This window comes from Lujinxingia litoralis (assembly GCF_003260125.1).
Taxonomy (GTDB): Bacteria; Myxococcota_A; Bradymonadia; order Bradymonadales; family Bradymonadaceae; genus Lujinxingia; species Lujinxingia litoralis.
On sequence record NZ_QHKO01000004.1, the window covers coordinates 320000 to 340342 of the forward strand.

At 66.9% G+C, this 20343-nt stretch carries 12 protein-coding genes; 7 read left to right on the plus strand and 5 right to left on the minus strand.

Features of this window, described 5'->3' with window-relative positions; translation table 11 throughout:
- Positions 1-262: 262 nt before the first annotated feature.
- Positions 263-1765: a PPC domain-containing protein gene (locus DL240_RS10915; protein WP_111729926.1), complete on the plus strand. Its 1503-nt coding sequence runs from the start codon at positions 263-265 to the stop codon at positions 1763-1765.
- 6 nt (positions 1766-1771) lie between these two features.
- Here DL240_RS10915 and DL240_RS10920 read toward each other — a convergent pair whose 3' ends face one another.
- Both DL240_RS10920 and DL240_RS10925 read right to left on the minus strand, forming a co-directional pair.
- A complete protein-coding gene (locus tag DL240_RS10920; protein ID WP_111729927.1) occupies positions 1772-2314 on the minus strand; it encodes a 2-thiouracil desulfurase family protein in 543 nt (180 codons plus the stop codon).
- Between the two features lie 77 nt (positions 2315-2391).
- Positions 2392-3453 carry a class I SAM-dependent methyltransferase gene (locus tag DL240_RS10925; protein WP_111729928.1) on the minus strand — a complete coding sequence of 354 codons (1062 nt, stop codon included), beginning with the start codon at positions 3451-3453 and terminating at the stop codon, positions 2392-2394.
- A 189-nt stretch (positions 3454-3642) separates the two neighbouring features.
- Between DL240_RS10925 and DL240_RS10930 the strand changes: the two genes are divergently transcribed.
- From DL240_RS10930 to DL240_RS10945, 4 genes are all read left to right on the plus strand, one after another.
- Entirely contained in the window at positions 3643-4776 is a 1134-nt protein-coding gene (locus DL240_RS10930) for a glycosyltransferase family 2 protein (RefSeq protein ID WP_158542492.1), read from the plus strand.
- A 217-nt stretch (positions 4777-4993) separates the two neighbouring features.
- Positions 4994-6523, plus strand: a complete 1530-nt coding sequence (locus DL240_RS10935; RefSeq protein WP_111729930.1) for an ATP-binding protein — start codon at positions 4994-4996, stop codon at positions 6521-6523.
- Between the two features lie 37 nt (positions 6524-6560).
- Positions 6561-9170, plus strand: a complete 2610-nt coding sequence (locus DL240_RS10940; protein ID WP_111729931.1) for an endonuclease MutS2 — start codon at positions 6561-6563, stop codon at positions 9168-9170.
- A 4-nt stretch (positions 9171-9174) separates the two neighbouring features.
- Positions 9175-9588 (plus strand): hypothetical protein, encoded by a 414-nt coding sequence (locus tag DL240_RS10945; protein ID WP_111729932.1) that lies wholly within the window; start codon positions 9175-9177, stop codon positions 9586-9588.
- A 493-nt stretch (positions 9589-10081) separates the two neighbouring features.
- Here DL240_RS10945 and DL240_RS10950 read toward each other — a convergent pair whose 3' ends face one another.
- Together DL240_RS10950 and DL240_RS10955 are read right to left on the minus strand one after the other, a co-directional pair.
- The gene (locus DL240_RS10950; protein ID WP_111729933.1) at positions 10082-11677 is read right to left on the minus strand and encodes a peptidase MA family metallohydrolase; all 1596 of its coding nucleotides are present in this window, start codon (positions 11675-11677) and stop codon (positions 10082-10084) included.
- The gene (locus tag DL240_RS10955; RefSeq protein ID WP_111729934.1) at positions 11674-15036 is read right to left on the minus strand and encodes a DUF4175 family protein; all 3363 of its coding nucleotides are present in this window, start codon (positions 15034-15036) and stop codon (positions 11674-11676) included. The genes DL240_RS10950 and DL240_RS10955 overlap by 4 nt, the downstream gene beginning before the upstream one ends.
- Positions 15037-15358: 322 nt before the next feature.
- Here DL240_RS10955 and DL240_RS10960 point away from each other — a divergent pair, with 322 nt between their 5' ends.
- Both DL240_RS10960 and DL240_RS10965 read left to right on the plus strand, forming a co-directional pair.
- A complete protein-coding gene (locus DL240_RS10960; protein WP_111729935.1) occupies positions 15359-16702 on the plus strand; it encodes an RCC1 domain-containing protein in 1344 nt (447 codons plus the stop codon).
- A 112-nt stretch (positions 16703-16814) separates the two neighbouring features.
- Positions 16815-18332: an aldehyde dehydrogenase family protein gene (locus tag DL240_RS10965; RefSeq protein WP_111729936.1), complete on the plus strand. Its 1518-nt coding sequence runs from the start codon at positions 16815-16817 to the stop codon at positions 18330-18332.
- Positions 18333-18431: 99 nt separating this feature from the next.
- Here the strand turns inward: DL240_RS10965 and DL240_RS10970 are convergent, their stop codons facing one another.
- On the minus strand, positions 18432-20324 hold the full coding sequence (locus tag DL240_RS10970; RefSeq protein WP_158542493.1) for a S9 family peptidase: 1893 nt from the start codon (positions 20322-20324) through the stop codon (positions 18432-18434).
- Between the last annotated feature and the right edge of the window lie 19 nt (positions 20325-20343).

Here is a 20343-nt window from a genome sequence, read left to right on the forward strand (position 1 = left end):
CCCTGCGGTACACATCGCTCCCCCTTGACCGGTTGAGTCGGGGGGTTAGCGTGCCTCCCCCGGTCGCTCCCCGTCCTAATCGGGGAGGGGCACCGCGCCCCGGTGGCCTGCCCGCGCGCCGACACCGCCCGGCCCACCCTGGCCGCGTCCCCCGAGCATCGCCTCTCTGCGATCCTTTGCCACTGGCGAGCTCTCGTTTATAGTCGCACACCTTGCACGTCTCGGATGAAATGCTTCGCTGTTGTCCTATCAGGAGTTCTCTGTGTACCAACCCTCAGGTCACCCTTTCGCCCCGCGCGCCCTGGCAGCCCTCTCGCTGACGGCGTGCATCTCGCTGACCAGCGCCTGCGCCTCCTCCGGCCCCTTCCTCACCGACGATCTTTCCACCATCAAGGTCGAGTCCTCGACCTCGGGTACCTTGAGCGCCAGCGGCAACATCAACGCCACTAACGGCGCGCGCTACACCACCTACGCGGTGAACCTCAAAGCCAACCAGGTCCTGCGCCTCAAGGCCAACGCCACCGGCTTTAGCCCGGTGCTTACCGTGTTCGCCCCCGATTTCACGCCGCTGGCCTCCACTCTGGACCAGCCTGCCGCCGACGGGCAGGCTCGCCTGATCACCCGGGCGCCGGCCGCCGGGCGCTACCTGGTGGTCCTCGCCAGCCAGAGCGCCGGCGCCATCGGCAGCTTCACCCTGGAGAGCTCCGAGCTGGCCGCTCAGGCCGAGGTCTCTCTGCCCGGCTCCGCCGCCGGCTACATCTTCCCCGGGATGAGCACCCACCCGGTCACCGGCATCCCCGGCGCGGTCTTCCCGCTGAACCTCGACGAAGAAACACTGCTCAACATCCGCGCGCACTCCATGGAGTTCGACACCTACCTGAGCATCGTCGACACCCGGGGGAACACCGTGGTCGCCGAGAACGACGACTCGGCCATCCCGGGGCAGGGCAACCCGACCGACTCGGGCGTGCTCTCGGTCTTTCCGGCCGGCTCCTACCAGATCTGGGTGAACTCCTATCAGGGCCAGGGCCAGGGCGCCTTCACCCTGGACGTTCAGCCTCAGGAGATGTCCGTCTCGGAGAGCTTCTCGCTGGGCGAGCTCTACCAGGGGGTCTACGGGCTCAATCCCCAGGTGCACGGCGCGGCCGCGCGCCCCGGATTTGCCTACCCCTTCACCCTGGAAGAGGCGAACACAGTCAAGCTGCAGATGGAGGCCAACACCTTCGACGCCTACCTCTACCTGCTCGACAGCAACGGGCGCGTGGTGGCCGAAGATGACGACTCGGCCGGAGCCCTGAACCCGCGCATCATCCAGGATCTTGAGGCCGGCGACTACACCCTGGTGGCCAGCTCCCTGGCCCAGCGCGCCTCGGGCCCCTTTACCCTGGATGCCGAGATCATCGTCGTCGATGATCGCACCAGCATCGCCCCTGGCGAGACGATCGAGAGCTACATCCTGCCCTCGGACACCGGGATGACCAATCGCCCCGGGCTCGGCCGCACCTACACCCTGGAGGTCACCGAGACCACCCAGGTACGCATCGATCTGCGCTCCAGCTCTTTCGATCCCTACCTGGTCATCCAGGACCAGAGCGGCAACCTCATCGAGGAGAATGACGACGCCAACCAGTCGACCAACTCCAGCATCCAGCGCCAGCTGACGCCGGGCACCTACAACATCCTGGTGACCAGCTACGGCGGCCAGGGCCTCGGCGACTTTGAGCTGCAGGTCATGGGCTCAGCGCTCAGCGGACAAAGCGTTTAAGGCACCTCAGCCCCGGGCCTCCACAAAGGCCCGGGCCTGGTCGAGTTCTTCATCCGTGAACACGGCCACCCCCGCCCAACGCAAGAGCGCGGCGGTGACTCCCTGGCCGGGAATCAGCCGGCCCTCAAAGCTGCCGTCGTACACCGAAGCCCCTCCACACGAGGGGCTTCGTGCTTTGAGCACCGCCGCGCAGACCTGATGGCGCCTGGCGAGCTCCAGCGCCAGACAGGCGCCGCGCTCAAACTCCGCGCTCACATCGAGGCCCTCGACGCTGATCACCCGTGCCTGGCCTCGCCAGAACGCCAGACCATCGCCCCCCACCAGCTCGGCCGGCGGACGCGGCACGCTTAAGCCCCCGCCCACCTCCGGGCAGACCGCCACCAGACGCTGGGCCCGGTGCATCGCCGCAAGCCATTGCAGCCCCGAAGCGCTTTTTACTGGCGAGTCCTTCCCGTCGTAGCGCACCTCCCGTCCGAGGAGGCAGGCGCTGACCAGGACTTTGTTCGAGGTGCCCACCACCGGCCCCCGGCTCCTGTTTTGATCGTTCATGTTCACACCTTGAGTTCCAACCACATCGCTTACCCGTCTTATCTATCTTACCCGGCGCGCGAAGCCCGAGCGCGGACTCAGCCCGTCTCTCCCCAGCCAAAGCCCCCGGCCAACCAGACGCCCCCCTGACCCCAGAGGTCCCTGGCGAGCACCACCGCCGCGCACTCCCGACTCAAACGCGCCAGCGATTCCTCAAAAACCCGGGCATTCTCGCAGATCCCCTCCGCTCGCACGACCACGGCCAGCTCCGCCCAGCGCGCCAGCACCTCGTAGAGCCCGCCACCGCGGCGAGACGCGCCCCCCGGCGCTCCGAGAAGCCAGTGCGCCTCCCCCGGCACACCCCACTCCGATTCCCCTTTACAATCAACACCTTCGGAGGACCGGGAGTCCCCGACCGACGCGCTTTGCGCACCTCCGGATGATGACCGGGAGTCCCCGACCGACGCGCTTTGCGCACCTCCGGATGATGACCGGGAGTCCCCGACCGACGCGCTTTGCGCTCCTCCGGATGGTGACCGGGAGTCCCCCCGGGGCTTCAAACTCCGCCGGAGGTCGGCCGGTAACCAGTCCCGAAACATCCAGGGCCCAAACCCCTTCGAAAAGTCCGTCCACAGCAACAGGCCAAGCTTCTCCAGCGCCTCGCCGCGCCGTTGCAGCACGTGCACCGAGCCCAGGGCCCCGGTCCCGTCGCAGGTCCCCTCGATCAGATACCCGCCCTCGATCAGCGCCCGCCCCCAGGCCCGATGGGCCCCCTCCACTTCCTGCGGAGCGTACTGGCGCAGCACGTTCATCGCCCGCACCAGCGAGGCCTGCTGGCCAGTGGCCTCTTCGAGTTCAAAGCCCCCCTGCACAAAGCGCAGCCCCGGGCGCGCCAGCGTCTGCGCCCCCTCGACCCGATGCGCCTCCACCTCCAGGCCGACCACCGGGCTCATCACGCCGGCCTCACGCAGCGCCTCAAAGAACTCCAGCGTGGTCCAGCCGTGCTCACCATAGCCCACGTCGATCACGGCCGCCTGGGGCCTCTCCTGAAGCCAGGAGGCCAGCTGCGGTATCATCAGCGCATCGAGCGGCGCCAGCCTTCCCCGCGTGGTGCGTCCGCGAATCTCCCGCACCCCGATCGTCTCAACCTTCCTCATCATCCCTTCACCCGCACTCGTCCAAACGCCTGCCACCTGAGCGCATACCGCCCCCGGGCTCCGGCGGCAAACATCCGCCACACCGGGGCCCGCCTCGATTACCGAAAAAAGAGGGTAGACTCTGGCCCCGCGGCGTAGACCTTGCCGCCGACAACTTCCCCGCTCTGAGCGTACCCTTTCCCGGTGTTTGCTGTGCCGCTGACCTTCCTTATCATCACCCCCATCGCGCTGGCCGCTCTGATCGGCGCCTTCAACCTGCTGACCTGGCCCCGACGCCTCCCCCCGGCCTCGCCACCCTCACAGCTGGCTGTACTCATCCCGGCCCGCAACGAGGAGCGCAACATCGAGGCCTGCCTCCGCAGCGTGGCCCGCGCCGCCGAAGCCCACCCCGAGGTCGACGTAGCGATCCTGGTCTACGACGACCACTCCACCGACCAGACCCCGCAGACCCTGCACACGCTTCAACAGGAGATTCCCGGGCTCGTTCTGGTGCCGGCCACACCGCTGCCGACCGGGTGGGCCGGCAAATGCCACGCCTGCCACCGCCTGGCCAGCCACACCGAGCGCGATCATCTCCTCTTCATCGACGCCGACGTGCGCCTGGAGCCCACCGCGTTCTCGCAGCTCGCCGCCTGGCAACAACGCTACCGTGCCGACGTGGTCAGCGCGGTCCCGGCCCAGGTCACCGGCTCGCTGGCCGAGCGCCTCATCCTGCCCCTCTTGCACCTGACCTACCTGAGCTGGCTCCCCCTGCTCCTCATCCCCCACACCCGCCGCCCCGACCTCCTGGCCATGAACGGCCAGGTCCTCTACACCACCCGCCAGGCCTACCGGGCCACCGGCGGCTTTGAAGCCATTCGCGACGCCCTGGTCGACGATATGGCCTTTGGACGCCGCGCCAAAGAAGCCGGCCAACGCGTGGTCTTTGCCGATGGCACCCACCTGGCCCGCTGCCGCATGTACCGCGAGCTGGCCGAGGTCTGGGACGGATTTACCAAAAATATTTACCCGGGCCTGGGCAAAAGCCCGCTTCTCCTGCTCGGCGTTATCGCCCTCTACCTGAGCGCCTTCGTTGCCCCCTTTGGGCTGCTGGCGCTGAGCCTGGTTCTGCCCGCGCTCCACGCGCTCACCCTGCCGGCGATGGTGGCCTGCAGCCTCAACCTGCTCTATCGCCTGGCACTGGCTGGGCGCTTTGGCCACCCTCTCACAGGCGTGGTCCTCCATCCGGTGGCCGTGCTTCTGCTGCTGGCCATCGCACTCAACTCCTGGCGCGCCACGCGCCGCGGAGAACTCCGCTGGGCCGGGCGCACCTATCCCAACGCCTGAACCCCGGCCCGCAAAGCCCCCTCGGCCCGCCGCGCGGAGCGACTCGACTTCCCCCCGTCCCTGAGACTACTATCCCTCCCCTTTCATCCCCCGTATCTGGCCTCCCCGCACCCGACTCCCCCGAACACAGGCCCCGGGCACGGGCCGAAATCGGCGCTCCTGTTACGACCGGTGTTTACCTTTGCCACGTTGGCCATCCCTTTTCCCCAAAGAAGCTATGTCCGAGCGCAAACGACCTGCAAAGCGCCAGTCCCCGGAGCCCTCCAAGCCCACAACGGCCACGGAGAATCCGCTGATCGCCACCCCCGATCTCGTGCTGGAACTCGATGCCGATGGCACCATTTGCCACGTCCACTCCGGGCTGATGCGCACCTTTTTTCCCGAAGCGCCCGACGAGGGCGACGAGATGGGCTCTTTCCAGGCGCTGATCCCGAGCGACGCGGTTGCCCCCATCGACGAGGCCCTCCTGCGGGCGCTTGATGAGCAGGAGGCTCAGTCCCTGGAAAATCTGATACCCCGGGGCAACGAGCTGGCCCGCTTCCAGTGCCGTTTCTCGCCACTGAGCGCCGATCGCGTTCTGGCGATCGTGCGCGACCTCACCGAGACCTTTCCCGAACAAGACACCCTCCACCAGAGCGAGCAACGCTTTCGTTCCCTGGTCGAGAACCTCCCGGCCGTGGTCTACCGCGTGCGCCTGGACAAGCACTGGACCGCGCTCTTCATCTCCGAGCGCATCGAAGAGCTGGTCGGACGCCCGGCCCGCGACTTTCTGGAGCAACGCGTCACCATCAGCCAGATGATTCACCCCGAAGATCGCGCCTACGTACAGCGGGAGGTCAAATCCGCCATCGCTCAGCGGGTGCCCTTTGAATTGCACTACCGCATGATTCATACCGATGGCACCGTCCGCCGGATCTGGGAGCGCGGCCGGGCCATCTACGGCCGGGTCAATCAGATCACCTACCTCGATGGCGCCATCTTCGACATCACCGACCTGCACCGCCTGCGCCAGAAGGTGCAGACCAATAACAAGATGGCCGCCGTCGGCAGCCTGGCCGCCGGCGTGGCCCACGAGATCAACAACCCGCTGGCCATCGTCCTGGCCAACCTGGAGTTTGTCACCGAAGAACTCGGCGCCGTGCAGCAGGCCTACGCCTCCGACGACGTCGTCAGCGACGCCATCCAGGACATCCGCCAGGCCATCTCCAAGGTGCAGAGCGGCATCGACCGGGTGCGCTCCATCATCGACGATCTGCGCTCCTTCTCCGATGCCGCCCAGAACCAGGCCGAAGAACTCGACATGGTCCGCCTGGTAAGCTGGGCCCTGCGCCGCGCCGAGCCCGGCGTCCTCCCGGTAGCCAGCCTCCACAAAGACCTCCAGGAAGTTCCGCGGGTCTGGGCCAGCGAGGTTGGCGTGGTGCAGGTCCTGTGGAACCTGCTCGACAACGCCGCCGACGCCGTCAATCACCTCAGCCCGGAAGAGGCCCGGGTGGACGTGAACCTGCGCCACAACCCCGAGCGCGACCTCGTCGTGCTGGAAGTCCGTGACAACGGGCGCGGAATGAGCGAAGACGTTCTCTCCCGGGCCTTTGAGCCCTTCTTCACCACCCAGGGTATCGGCGAAGGTGCCGGCCTGGGACTCTTTGTCTGCCAGGGGCTTGTTGCATCGATGGGCGGTGATATCACCGTCGACTCGACCCCCGACGAAGGCACCACGGTCAAAGTTCTGTTACCGGTGCACACCTGAGCCTGATCCTTATCCTGACTCCCACACTGTCTACGCTATGACCTCTGAGAACGCCGCGCGCCCGACGTCCGCGACGCTCGCCAGCGACGCCATCCTCGACCAACTCCCCGCCAGCGCCGCCAGGTTGTTGCGAACCACCCTGCGGCCGCTCATCGAGGAGCCTGACGATCGCCTGCGCGATATCCCCCAGAAATCGCTCCGCGATCTGCAATGGGATCAGCTCCTGGCCGAGCTCCACAAGCTCGCCCGCACCCCGGAGGGGCAGTTCCTTATTGAGGAGCTGCGCCCCCTGCCCTCCCGGGAGTTGGTCAACCAGCGTCTGGCCGAGACCGCCGAGCTGATGGCGCTGCTCGAAAACGACGACGCCCCGCCCCTGGGCGGCCTGCGCGAGATCCGCCGCGCCCTCCAGCACGTCTCCCGCCAGGGCTCGCTGCGCGCCGAGGACCTGGAGGCCATCAGCCGCAACTGCGACGTCGCCGCCCGGGTCGCTCGCTACTTCCAAAGCCGCACCGATGTGCTGCCCAACCTCGGGCTCATCGGCATGCAGGTCGACCCCTTAAGCGATCTGCGCGCTACGCTGACCCACGCCATCGAGCCCGGCGGCCGCCTCTCCGACCACGCCAGCCCGGACCTGGGCCGCCTGCGCCGCGCGGTCCAAAACCACCAGGACCGCATCGCCTCGCGGGTCGACCAGCTCCTGAAGTCCCGCGAACTCGACCACGCCCTGCGCGACGACTACGTCACCGTCCGCGAAGACCGCTACGTCATCCCCATTCGCGCCGGCGCCCGCGGACACGTCCCCGGCATCGTGCACGACTACTCGGCCAGCGGACAGACCCTCTTCATCGAGCCCACCGAGCTTGTCGAACTCAACAACCAGCTGCGCTGGGCCCAGATCGAGCTGGCCGACGAAGAGGAGCGCATCCTCAAACGCCTCTCCGCCCTGGTGGCCAGCCACGCCTCCACCCTCTTCTGCAACGTGGAGTTGCTGGCCTACCTGGACCTTGTGCAGGCCTGCGCGCGCCAGGGCCGCATCCTCCGGGCCACCGTCCCCCGGCTGACCGATGGCGAGCTGGAGCTGCGCCAGGCCCGCCACCCCCTGCTCTTTTTGAAGCTCCGCCAGGAGCTCCCCGACGGGCGCATCGACAACGACACGGTGCCCAACGACATCGCCATCACCCCGCCCCGACGAGTCCTGATCGTCTCCGGCCCCAACACCGGCGGGAAGACCGTCTCGCTGAAAACCACCGGCCTGCTCGCCATCATGGTGCGCCACGGCCTGCCCATCCCCGTCGACGAGGGCAGCGCCATTCCCCTCTTCGAGCAGATCTTCACCGACGTGGGCGACGAGCAATCCATTGAGCGCGACCTGAGCACCTTCTCGGGCCACGTCACCAACATCAACACCTTCCTGGATCGCTGCGGCCCCCGCTCCCTGGTCCTTCTCGACGAGCTCTTTGTGGGCACCGACCCGATGCAGGGCGCCGCGCTGGCCGTGGCCCTGCTGGAGAACCTGGCCAACCGCGGCGCCACCTGCGTGGTCACCACTCACCTGGAGGGCCTCAAAACACTGGCCTACCAGAGCGAGCACTTTGCCAACGCCTCCATGGGCTTTGATGTCGAGACGCTCAGCCCCACCTACCAGATGACCATGGGCATCCCGGGCAGCTCCTTTGCCGTGCGCATCGCCTCGCGTCTGGGCATGGCTCAACCCCTCATCGACCGCGCCTTAGGTATCCTGGAAGGCCAGGATCATCACAGCGTCGAGGAAGTTCTGGAGAGCCTGGAAGATCAGGTGCGCGAACTCCACCTCGAAAAGGACCGTCTGCGCCAGACGCGTCAGGAGGCCGAGACCCGGGCCACGCGCTACAAAAAGAAATACGCCGAGCTTTTGCAGAAAGACCGCGACCAACTCTTTGGCGAGACCCGCAAGTTGCGCGCCGATCTTCGCCAGGCCCGCGATCGCATCCGCGAAGAACTCAAGGAACTCAAGCGTCAGAAGACCGTCGAGGCCGGCAAGCACACCGAGCAGCAGCTCCAGGCGATGCAAGATCGCCTCAAGCAGGCCGAAGACACCATCGAAAAGGCCCAGGAGAAAACCCGGCCGCCGCGCTCCGGCCCCGAGGGCTTAAGTCCGGTCACGCCTGACGAGATCGAAGAGGGCATGAGTGTGTACTGCCGCCCCTTCAAGCGCGCCGGCCAGGTGCTCAAGTACTCCCCGGGCGACAGTCAGGCTCAGGTTCAGCTGGGCGATCTCAAGGTCAACGTCAAAACCACCGACCTCTACCACGTCAGCGAAAGCCAGCGACGCGACCACCGCCGCGGCCGCCGCGCGGCGGTGAGCTCCGGCACCACAACCACGTCGGCCGACGAGGTGATGCTGCTGCCGCAAACCTCCGACAACTCGGTCGACCTGCGCGGCATGCGCGCCGACGAAGCGCTGGACAAGCTCGAGCTCTTCCTCGACAGCGCCTACCTGCGGAACATCTCCGGGGTCTACATCATCCATGGCCATGGCACCGGCGCTCTCAAGCGCGCGGTCCGCGGCCATCTGCCCCGCTCGCGCTACGTGCGCGACTTCCGCCGCGGCGAGCGCGAAGAGGGAGGTGACGGCGTCACGATCGCGTTTGTGCACCAGGGAGGCTAAAGCGATGTGGCCTTCTTTCTTGCACCACCTGAGCCTGCACTTCCCCATCGTCCTCTCCATGGGACTGGCCGCCGCAGCGACCTACGGACTGCGCCGCGACGACCCGGAGCTGCTACGCCCCCTGGTACGCTGGGGCGGCTGGGCCAACCTGGCGATGACCTCCCTGGCTGTGGTCTCCGGCCTGGTGGCCGGCGGCTTTAGCGGGGGCTCCGAAGACCTCTCCCACCACCGCTACCTGGGCATCACCGCCTTTTTTGTCATCGCGCTGGCCGCCACCAGCTATGACTACGGCCAGCGCCACAACCTGGTCGACTGGCGCCGCTTTGGCGGCCTGCTCTGGTGGGTGGCCACCTTTGCCGTCATCGGCACCGGACACTGGGGTGGGCTGGCCGAACACCGCGCGGTCGTTCCCTGGTAGGCCTCCGTACGAGACTCCCGGACATCCGAAAACCTGACCCCCGGTCACGACATCCCCTTGTTTTCACAGCACTTTTCCGGACCGGGAGTCACCCCCAAACACAACCGGGAGTCACCCCCAAACACGACCGGGAGTCACCCCCAAACACGACCGGGAGTCACTCCAAACACAGGACTACCGGACATCCGAAAACCTGACCCCCGGTCACGCCATCACCTTGTTTTCACAGCACTTTCCCGGACCGGGAGTCACTCCCAAACACGACCGGGAGTCACCACCAAACACGACCGGGAGTCACTCCAAACACGGGACTCCCGGACATCCGAAAACCTGACCCCCGGTCACGCCATCACCTTGTTTTCACAGCACTTTCCCGGACCGGGAGTCACCCCCAAACACGACCGGGAGTCACTCCCAAACACGACCGGGAGTCACCCCCAAACACGACCGGGAGTCACTCCCTAAACACGGGACTCCCGGTCTCCCACTACCCTCACTGCACCAGCCGCTCAGCCGCCCGGGCCCGTTCGGCCCCCGGCGCCAGACCCAGCGCTGAATACGCTCGGGCCAACCCTTCGTGCACACCCGGATCAAAGGGGTTGATGCGCGCCGCCTCCTCCAGCGCCTCCCGGGCCGCTTCGTGCTGCCCGAGCGCCAGATAGGCCCGCCCCAACTCCAGCCACGTCGTCACATACCCCGGGTAAAGCTCCCGCACCTCGCCAAGCGCCTCCACGGCCTCCTGCGCCTCGCCAATGGCCAGCAAGCTCTGAGCCAGACGCCCCTGAAGCACCGGGTTCTGCGCACCGATCAGCGCGCCGGCCTTCTGATACTGCACCACCGCCGCCCCGAAGCGCTCCCGCACCTGAAACATCTGCCCCAGGCGAATGTGATCGCGCGCCCCGGGCGTCCCCACCTGCTCCAGATCGTTGCCCGCGCCCGGCTCATCCTCAAACACCAGCGTCTCCTCAAAGGCCTCGCTCTCCCCCGATAAGTCGGGCGCCGGACGCGTATGCAGGTAGCGACGCCAGTCCTTCTCAAACCTCGTCCAGCTCGTATCCAACACCCGGGCAAAGGCCGTCTGCGAATCGTAGCCCTGGTTGATCGTATCCAACAGGCGCCCAAAGGCTCCCGGCCCCACCTGCTCGCGCAGATACTCCATGGTCGTGTACACCTCGGCAAAGGCCACCGCCGCGTCTTCCTGACTGGGGAGCTTCGCCATCGAGGGGTGCATCGCCTCAAATGGAATCAGCTCATCGGCCTGCAGTCGCTGATGCAAAAGATGCTCCGAGCTCGCCGAGAGCCGCGCCTGATCCTCCCCACGCCAGCGTCGCTCCAGGTACTTTGCCAGCCCCTCATGCATCCAGATCGGCACCTGGTTGTAGGTCTTGCGGTTGATCACGTAGTGCACGTACTCGTGAATCAACGTGTCCACCCACCCGTAGCCCCTGAGCACCGCCCGCGGACTGGTGATCATCAGCCGGTTGTACTGACAGAGCGCGATCGTCCCCGAGGTGCGAATCTCCTCGTCGGTCAGCAATGAGACCTGCGCCAGCGTCGCGGTGCGCGGATACACCTCCACCCGAATCGGCGTCGACGGGTAGTAATCCAACTCCTGCCCCAGCGCCTCATAGGCTGCATCCAGCGCCTCAAAGGCATAGGGCAGAAGCACCTCGTCGCGCCCCGGCTCAATAAAGACCTCAAAGCGCCCCGAGGGGCTCACATGACGCGCATAACTGCCGGTGACCTCGATGGTCTCGGCAATGATCTCGCGCAACGCCTGCCAGTGCGCTTGCTCGCGCCCGGCCAACGCCCGGTCAATGTGCTCCAGCGCCTGCTTGTAATCCCCGTCGTAAAACGCGTAGCGCGCCTCCAGATACGCCAGCTCCGGAATCCCCGGGGCTTTCTCGGCCAGGCGATCCATAGCCTGACGCGCCTCGTCCAGCTGCCAGGCCGAAAGCATCTCCTCGGCGCGTTGGTAATCCTCCAACCCAGCCTGCGCCCACACCGGCGCGGACACCGCCAGCAAAAGCAGCGCCATCAGCACCGCCGCGGCCCGCCTGAACGTTTTCTGTGCGTGTTCTCGCATCATTCCACCAGGCTCCTGTAGTAGCGCTCGATCTCCGAGTCGTAATCCTCAAGCCGCCCCTCGCGCATCCCCTCCATCATCTCGCGACGCATGCGCTCCTGGGCCTCGCGGCTCGACGCCCCCGGAATCTCCACCTTCTCGGTCTTCTGTTTGCCCTGACCACGCTGATCCTGACGACGCTGACGCTGCATCGCCTGGCGCATCTGGTCGCCGAGCTCTCCTAGCTGCTCCAGGGCGGAGCGCTCACCATCGAGCGCCGGCTGCCCCTGCCCCTGACGAAGCGCCTGCTCGGCCTGCTCCATCGCCTCGGTCGCCTCCTCGAGCGAAGGCATCACCTGATCGCGCACCATCGGGAAACGCTCCCCGGTCTGCTCGACCTTCTGGCGAAGCGCCTCCGCCTGCTCCCGGACCTGCTGCTGGCGTTCGGCCAGTTCTTCATATCGCTGCGACTGCCCCTCAGAGCCGCGCTGCTGCTGGGCCTGCTCCATAAACTCGTCGAGCATCTCCACGATCTTCTCCCCACGCTCGGCCATCCTCTCACTGGAAGCCCCGGCCCGGCGCAGCGCATCAAGCTGCTCGGGCTCGCGCACATAGCGCTCCGACAGACTTAACGTGCCGCGCATCCCGCGCAAACGTCGCTCCGAATCGCGCGCGGCATCCAGAGCCAGCGGCAAATCTTCCTGCTCCAGCGCCTGACGCACCTTACCGAGCGCCTCACGGTTGTAGGCAACCTGGCCCAGGTCGCGCTCGGGCAACGCCAGCTCCTCCATCTGATCCAGCGCCCGCTCCTGACGCTCCACCTCCCGCATCACCTCGTCGACGGCCGGCTTGACCATCTCCTGGAGCGTCTCGCGACGCTCCTTGGCCAGCTCGTCATCCAGCTCCCGGGTCTGGGCCTCCAACGCCCGCTCCATCTCCTGGAGCTGACTGGCATCCTCCATCAACTCGCCCATCTGCCGATCGAGCTCCGAGATCCCCTCCGGAGCCGACTGCGCCATGCCCTGATCCACCTCCGCGCTGAGCCCCTCCAGCAGCTCATCCATCTTATCGAGTTCGGCCAGCGCCCCCTCGATATCATCCTGGGCCAGCAGCTCCTCGATTGACTGCAGCTGCTGACCGAGCTGCGCGGCCTCGCTCTCCATCTGCATCGCCTCCAGCGCCTCCATGTTGACGTGCTCCTGAGACAACTTCTCCATCTGCATCTGCATACGGGCCATCAACTCGGCCATCCGCTGGCGCAAACGCTGAACCTCGCGCTCAATCGCCTTCTTCAACGCCGGATCTTCGGTGTCCCGGTACTGCTCCAGAAGCTCGCGCAAGCGATCACGCATCGCCTTGAGCTCCTCGGCGGTCGCCTCCACAAGCTCCATCTTCTGGCGGGCCAGAAGCTCATCAAAACGCAGGAGCGCCTTCTCCAGCTCGTCTTCCACCCGGGCGGTGAACCCGGCGATCTCGGCCACATGAGCCCGGGTCAGGTCGCCCCGCTCCGAGCGCACCCGCAGCCGCTTGAGCAACTCGCCACCCTCCTGCTGGAGCCGCTGCAGCTGCGTGGCCAGCCCGTCAAAAAGCGCGGCGTTACGACCGCTCATCATCGGGTCGTCGGCCACCCGGGCCCGCAACGCGTCCAACTCGGCCAGGATCTGCTCGCGGACCCCGTGGTGCTGAGCTCCCACATCGAAGATCGCGCTGCGCGCCGCCGCATCCAGAGTCTCATCCACCACAAAACGCTGGCCCTCTGCCCCCTCCCTTACCCGCTCCCCGGGGGGCGCCTCCAACACATCGGCCAGGTGCAACAAGAGCGCCTCCAGCAGCGCCTGCTGGTCGGCGATGTTGCGCATATGCTGGTCGTCGGGACTCTCCACATAAATCACCAGCGCCTCGCTTCTCCCCACCCCCGGGCCGGTAACCTTATTGATGTCGCGAGCCTCAAAATAGATCGAGACCCGGTCTTTGGGCTGCAAGTTCAACGCGCTCAGCTCAAACCTCAGGGTATGCTCCAGCGCCCGGGGCTTCGACTCCAGCTCCCGCAGCTCCAGCGCCCGACGCTCCCCGCCCTCTTCATCCTCCCCAAAATGATGCGCCAGACTCAGCCCGCTCAACCCGAAGTCATCCAGCGCCTCCACCGAGAGCTCCAGCACCTCGTCGGGCTGCACAATCAGCGGCTCAGGCCCCGGACTATGTGAGGTCAGACGCACCCGGGGCACCTCATCGGCCACCACCCGAATCGGACGGCTGACGCCGTCTTCGACCGGCGCCCCATCCTCACTCAGCGCGCGAAAGGTATAGCTGCCGCTTTCCCGGAGCTTCAGGCTCACCGCCCCCTGCTGCCCCTGCACCTTGACCGGGAGCACCTCCTCCTGCGGGCCCTCGTCTCCCTGCCAGCTGCGCACCAACTCGACCTTCTGCCAGCGCTCCGGCCACAGCACCAGCTGCAGGTGCACCTCGGTGCCCTCCAACGTCTCCAGAAAGCCCGACCCCAGACGCACCATCTGGCGCCCCAGCCCGGTGTACTCCGGGTACACCATCACCGCGTCGATCTGCCCGACGATCGGACGCTCGCGCACCCGATCTCCGGCCACCGAAGCCCCGACCCGGTCGCCGCTGAGCACGCCCAGCGTCCACCCCGGACTCATCACCAGGGGGATGGCCAGCACCAGCGCCAACACCCCGGCGGCACCAAGCGGAGCGCGCAGGTCACGCGCCGGCACCAGATGCGCCAGCGACTGCTCCCGGGCCCGGGCCAGCGCCGACTTCAGCGCCCGATGCACATGGGCGGCGGCCAAACCGGCGCTCACCCCTTCGGCGGCCAGCGCCTGGCGCCCTCCCTCGGCGCTCAGACGTCGACCAAACTCCAGCGCCGACACCAGATCGTTTCGAAAACTCGTCTCATGGCGCTGGATCAGCTGCGCGGTGGTCGTCGCCCCGCGTCCCCGCGCCCGAAAGAGCCCCCAGGCCACCAGCGCGCTGATGGCCACCGCGCCCAGGCCCACGCCCAAAATCCAGCGCGCAACCAGCGCCCCCTGAACCTCAAACATCGCCGCCACGGCCAGCGCACTCAGCGCCACGGCCAGCGCCCCCGAGGCCGCCCACAATCCACCCTCCAGCAGAATCGGGCGGCGAAGCTCACGCTCGGTGCGCCGCAGCAGCACCTCCAGCGCCCGCAGCGAGGCGCTGACCTGGGAGTTTCCAGATCGTTCGGAGCGATGTCCCCCCTCCGACGCCTTGCTCTCCGCGGGCGCCCCCCTCTCCCCCGAACTCCCCACAGACGCGCCCACGATCTCAGGCGCACTCAGCGACGCGCGCGCCTCCCCGGACTCTGCGCCCTGGTCGTCGGGCAGTGGCTGCTTTGTATCGTCGTGCATAAAGGACCATGGCTCAGGTCACAGATGAAAGCGTCGCCTCAGCACGCTTCGCGGCACAGCGCTCACGCGCCACAGAAGCTCAGGACGACAGCCTCGAATTCTAGGACAGCCCGATCCGCGCGACAACCACGCAGACTCCGGCCTCCCGGGGCTCCGACTCCGCACTAACCGTCAGCCCCGGGGCCTTTAATCCCGCACCACTCTTACCCCGGCCGCCGCACTCCTACCGCGACAAATCGTCTCGCTGGTTGAACCCCGGGCCCATGCTCGCTATCACTAACTTCACCCGATGCACTATCGATGACCTCTCCTCCAGGCCGCCATGTACACGACCTCGCGCGCGCTGCGTGCACTGCTCCTGAGCCTCCTCACCACACTCGCCCTTCCCGCATGCACGACCTCCCAATGCGAAAGCGACAGCGACTGCTTCGCCGGTGAGTACTGCAACATCGGCGCCTGCCAACCGACGCTGGAGACGGATGTGGATGAGGGCGACACCGACACCGATACCGAAGCCACGGGCGACACCGACACCGACCTCGATGCCGACGCCGACGCCGATCCGCCGGCCATCACCGCCCTGGAAGCCGGGCAGTACCACACCTGCGCGATTGTCGACGGCGCCCTCTACTGCTGGGGATACAACGAAAAAGGCCAGCTCGGGCAAGCTCTGGAGAATCTAGTACAATCCGATCGGCCGCTCCTGGTCCCCGGGCTGGAGAGCGGCGTCACCGCGGTGGCTCTGGGCAATAACCACACCTGCGCCGTTCAACACAGCGCTCTCAAGTGCTTCGGAAGCAACAGCCACGGCCAGCTCGGCCGCATCACCGCCAACTTCGACATCCCGGCCCCCACTCCGACCGCCGTATCCGGACTTGACCGGGGCGTGAGCGCCGTGGCAGCCGGCGCTCTCCACACCTGCGCCATTCAAAACGGTGCCCTCAAGTGCTTTGGTTTCAACGGACTGGGAGCAATCGGCAACTCGGACACCGCCGGCATGGCCAATGAACTCAACCGCGTGGCCGAACCCCGCCTCGTCGACGCGCTCAATCAAAACGTGACCCGGGTGCGCGCCGGCGCCAACCACACCTGCGCCATGCAGGGGGATCAGCTCTTTTGCTTCGGGAACAACCATCAGGGCCAACTCGGACACGACCTCAACCTGAACGAAGAGACCCCCAACCCCGACCCCGGACGCGTCCTGGGCCTTTCCGAGCTCAGCACCTTCGACAGCGGCCAGGACTTTAACTGCGCGCTTCGCTACGGTGCCGCCCGCTGCTGGGGACACAACGTCCACGGCCAGGCCGGCCATGACCGGGGCGTCAACATCAACTTCACCCCGCCGACCTCGACCCTGTACATCGTCACCGGCCTCTCCTCCGAGGTCACCCTGATCGCCACCGGCTACCTGCACGCCTGCGCGCTCCATCAGGACGTGATCAAGTGCTGGGGCAACAACGCCTCCTACCGCAGCGGACACCCGGATCTTAGCGTCTACCGCCCCACCGAAGTCGCCGGGCTGACCGACGTCACGCTCCTTGCCGCCGGGAGCCTTCACACCTGCGCGCTGGCCGAAGGGAACGTCTATTGCTGGGGCAACGCCGACCAGGGGCAGACCACCGGCAGCGAGACCACCCATATCCCTCAACGTGTCATCTTCCCCTGAGCCTTGACGCGGGCCCTTGCCCACCACACGCTCCGACTGGACTTTACCAACCTCGATGACACAATCCGCTCGCGACTCACCTTAGCCCCTTCTTTGAGCCCCGAGAGCCCCCATGATCCCCTCCCGTGCCAACTTCATCGCCGGCCACTGGGCCACGCCCGCCCGCTCCCAGAACATGCTGCGTCGCGAAAACCCCGCGCGCACCGACGAAGTCGTCTTCGAAACCCCCTGGGACACCGCCTCGGTCGAGGCCGCCGTCGACGCCGCCCACCGCGCCCTGCCCGCCTGGGACCGCCTCGGCGTCGAGGGCCGCCTCCCCTACATCACCCGCTTCCGCCAGGCGCTCGCCAGCCGCCAGGAAGAGCTCGCCCAGGCAATCACCGCCGAGATGGGCAAACCTCTATGGGAGTCCCGTGGCGAAGCCGGCGCCCTCACCGCCAAAATCGACATCATGAGCACCGAGGGCCTTGAACTCACCCGCCAGGTGCATCCCCCGGGCCTCACCGGCGGCTCCTGGCGCCACCGCCCGCTCGGACCGCTGGCCGTGCTCTGCCCCTACAACTTCCCGCTCCACCTCCCCAACGGCCACATCATCCCCGCACTGCTCACCGGCAACACCCTCATCATCAAGCCCTCCGAGCTCGCCCCTCTCTCCATGCAACTCTACTTCGAGTGCGCGCAGGAGGCCGACTTTCCCCCGGGCGTCCTCAACCTCGTGCAGGGTCCCGGCGAGGTCGGCGCCGCCCTCTGCGCCCACCCCAAAGTCAGCGGGGTCTTGTTCACCGGCTCCTTCGCCACCGGGCAGCGCATCCGCCGCGCCACCTTCGACCAGCCCTGGAAACTTTTGGCCCTGGAGATGGGCGGCAAAAACACCGCCCTGGTCCTCGACGACGCCAACCTCGACCAGGCCGCCCACGAGATCCTGTTGGCCAGCTGCCTGACCACCGGGCAGCGCTGCTCGGCCACCAGCCGCGTGGTCGCTCTGCCCTCGGTCATCGACGCGCTCCAGGAGCGCCTGGTCGCCCTGCTCAAACGCGTCACCACCGGCGACCCCGCCCTCGAGGGCGACCAGGCCCCCTTCATGGGCCCGCTGGCCGGGCGCAAAGGCTTCCAGGACTTCGTCGGCGCCCAACACGAAGACGACCACGGCACCCTGATCCCCGTCCTTGAAGGTGGCGCCCACCCCGACCTGGACCAGGGCTACTTTGTACGCCCGTCCCTCTGGCGCGCCTCCCAGCTCGACCCCGAAGGCGACCACCAGAGCGAGGAGCTCTTCGGCCCCGACATCGTCCTCTACCAGGCCGACACCCTCGAAGACGCCGCCCGCATCGCCAACGCCACCGACTACGGCCTGGCCATGAGCGTCTTCACCGCCGACCACGAGCGCTTTGAGCGCCTGGGCCACCAGCTCCACTGCGGCATCCTCAACCTCAACCGCTCCACCGTCGGCGCCTCCAGCCGCCTGCCCTTTGGCGGCGTTAAAAAAAGCGGAAATCACCGCCCCGCCGCCATCCTGGCCCCCCTCTACTGCACCTACCCCCAGGCTCGCCTGGAGCAACCGGCACTCTTCTCCAGCGACGACGCCACCGCCGGTCCCCTGGCCCGGCTCAAACCCGTGATGCCCCGCTAAAACTCCACGCGGCCCGCAGCAACACACGCGCTGCGGGCCGCGTCGTTCACGCTCAGCCGGCCGACCCGGAGTCCCCCCCCGCCGGCCCGAAAGTCCCCCTCAGTACACCACCTCCGTCTTCAAAAAGGAGAGCACGCTGCGGTGGAAATGATCGATCGTCGCCGCCCGACGCCACCCGTGCCCCTCCTCCTCGTACACGTGGTAAAAGTGCGAGACGCCCCGCCGCCGCAATGAGTCCACGATCGCCTCGGCCTGATCCAGCGGCACCACCTTGTCTTTGGCCCCGTGAAAGATCGCCAGCGCATCTTCGATCTTCTCGGCTTTGTTGATTGGCGAGCGCTCCCGGTACAACTCGGCGGCCTCGGGCAGCGGCCCGATGAGCGTGTCGTTGTAGTGAGCCTCAAACTTATGGGTGCCCGCCTGCAACGCAAAGAGATCCGAGATGCCGTAGAGGCAAATCCCGGCCTTAAAGACACCGGGATGGTCCACCAGGGTCTGGAGCACGGTGTAGCCCCCGGCGCTACCCCCCATAATCACCAGTCGCTCCGGGTCGGCCAGCCCCTCCCGGCCCAGGAAACTCGCCGCGCCCACCGCATCTTCGACATCGGCCACGCCCCAGGCCCCCGAGAGCGCCTCCATATACGCGCGCCCGTAGCCGGTGGAGCCGCGGTAGTTCACATCGAGCACCGCAAATCCACGGGTGGCAAAGAACTGATTGCGCGCCTCCCAACCCATCACCCGCTGGGCGGTAGGCCCCCCGTGAATCATCACCAACGCCGGAGGCTTGCCCGCCGAGGTGTAACCCGGATGGGTCGGCGGATAAAAAATCCCGTGCACCTCCACCTCTTCCCCCGCAGCGGTGCTCACCGTCCACGAGACCGGACGCGCCTCCGAGAGTTCCTCCTCACGCAGGCGCTCGCTCGACGCAAAACGCCGAACCTGCACGTTGCCCGCCGCCACCGTAATCACCCGCGAAGGACGCCGCGACGACGACGCGATCAGCGCCACCGCCCCGCCGGTGGTCACCCGCGGCTGAGCAAGCGAGGTGTACTCCTCCAGCCCCGGAAGCTTCCGCGCACTGCCATCCACCCCCAGGCGCTCCAGATGATGCTCACCGCGCACGCTGCCCAGCGCGATCACCGCCTCGCTATCCTGAGTCCAGTCGTAAAAACGCAGCCCCTGAATCCAGGCCGGCCCGCCAAACTCCACCCCGTCTCGCGCAATCCTGCGCGTCTGACCGCTCTCCCGATCCCGCAACATCACCTGCCAATGCCCGCTGGCGTCGCTCAAGTACGCCAGCCAACGGCCATCCGGCGAATACGAGGGCTGCTGCAGCGCCACGTCCTCCTCACTGGCCAACTCCCGGGCAGGAGCTACCCGCACCACGTCACCGGTCATATCAATGCCGGCTTCCTCCAGGCGCGTGGCCGTCCAGGGCATCTCCGGGTGATCCCAGCTGATCCAGGCCAGACGGTCTCCCTCCGACGACCAGGCCGGCTGCATATAAAAGTCGGCCCCCTGAGCCACCTTCACCGGCCACTGCTCTCCCCCGATCGGTACCACCGCGATCACATCCACATCATCGACGGTGTGCACAAAGGCCACCCACTTTCCGTCTGGCGAGATCGCCGGACTGGCCACGCGCCCAAACGCCGGAGTGATCGGCCGCGGGCTTCCCTTGTCCAGATGCGCCGCGTAGAGCCGACCGTCATTGGCCGCAAACACGACCTCATCACCGCGCACATCGAACTCGCCACCGCCGTAGCCCACGCCGCCCCCGACGCTGAGCTCATCGTTGAGCACCCGCGCGGCCTGGTCCGGGCGCTGCACCATGAGCACGCCCCGGCCATCGACCCGCTCGGCCCACACCAGCGTGCGCCCTTTTCCGCCCCAGGCCACATCCATCAGGCGCAGCTCCCCGGCCAACATCTTCGGCCCCAGCTTGCTCGACCACAGCCCGTAGGGCACCTGCTTCACGTCCGACTCACTCATGTCATCTCCTTCCATGTTG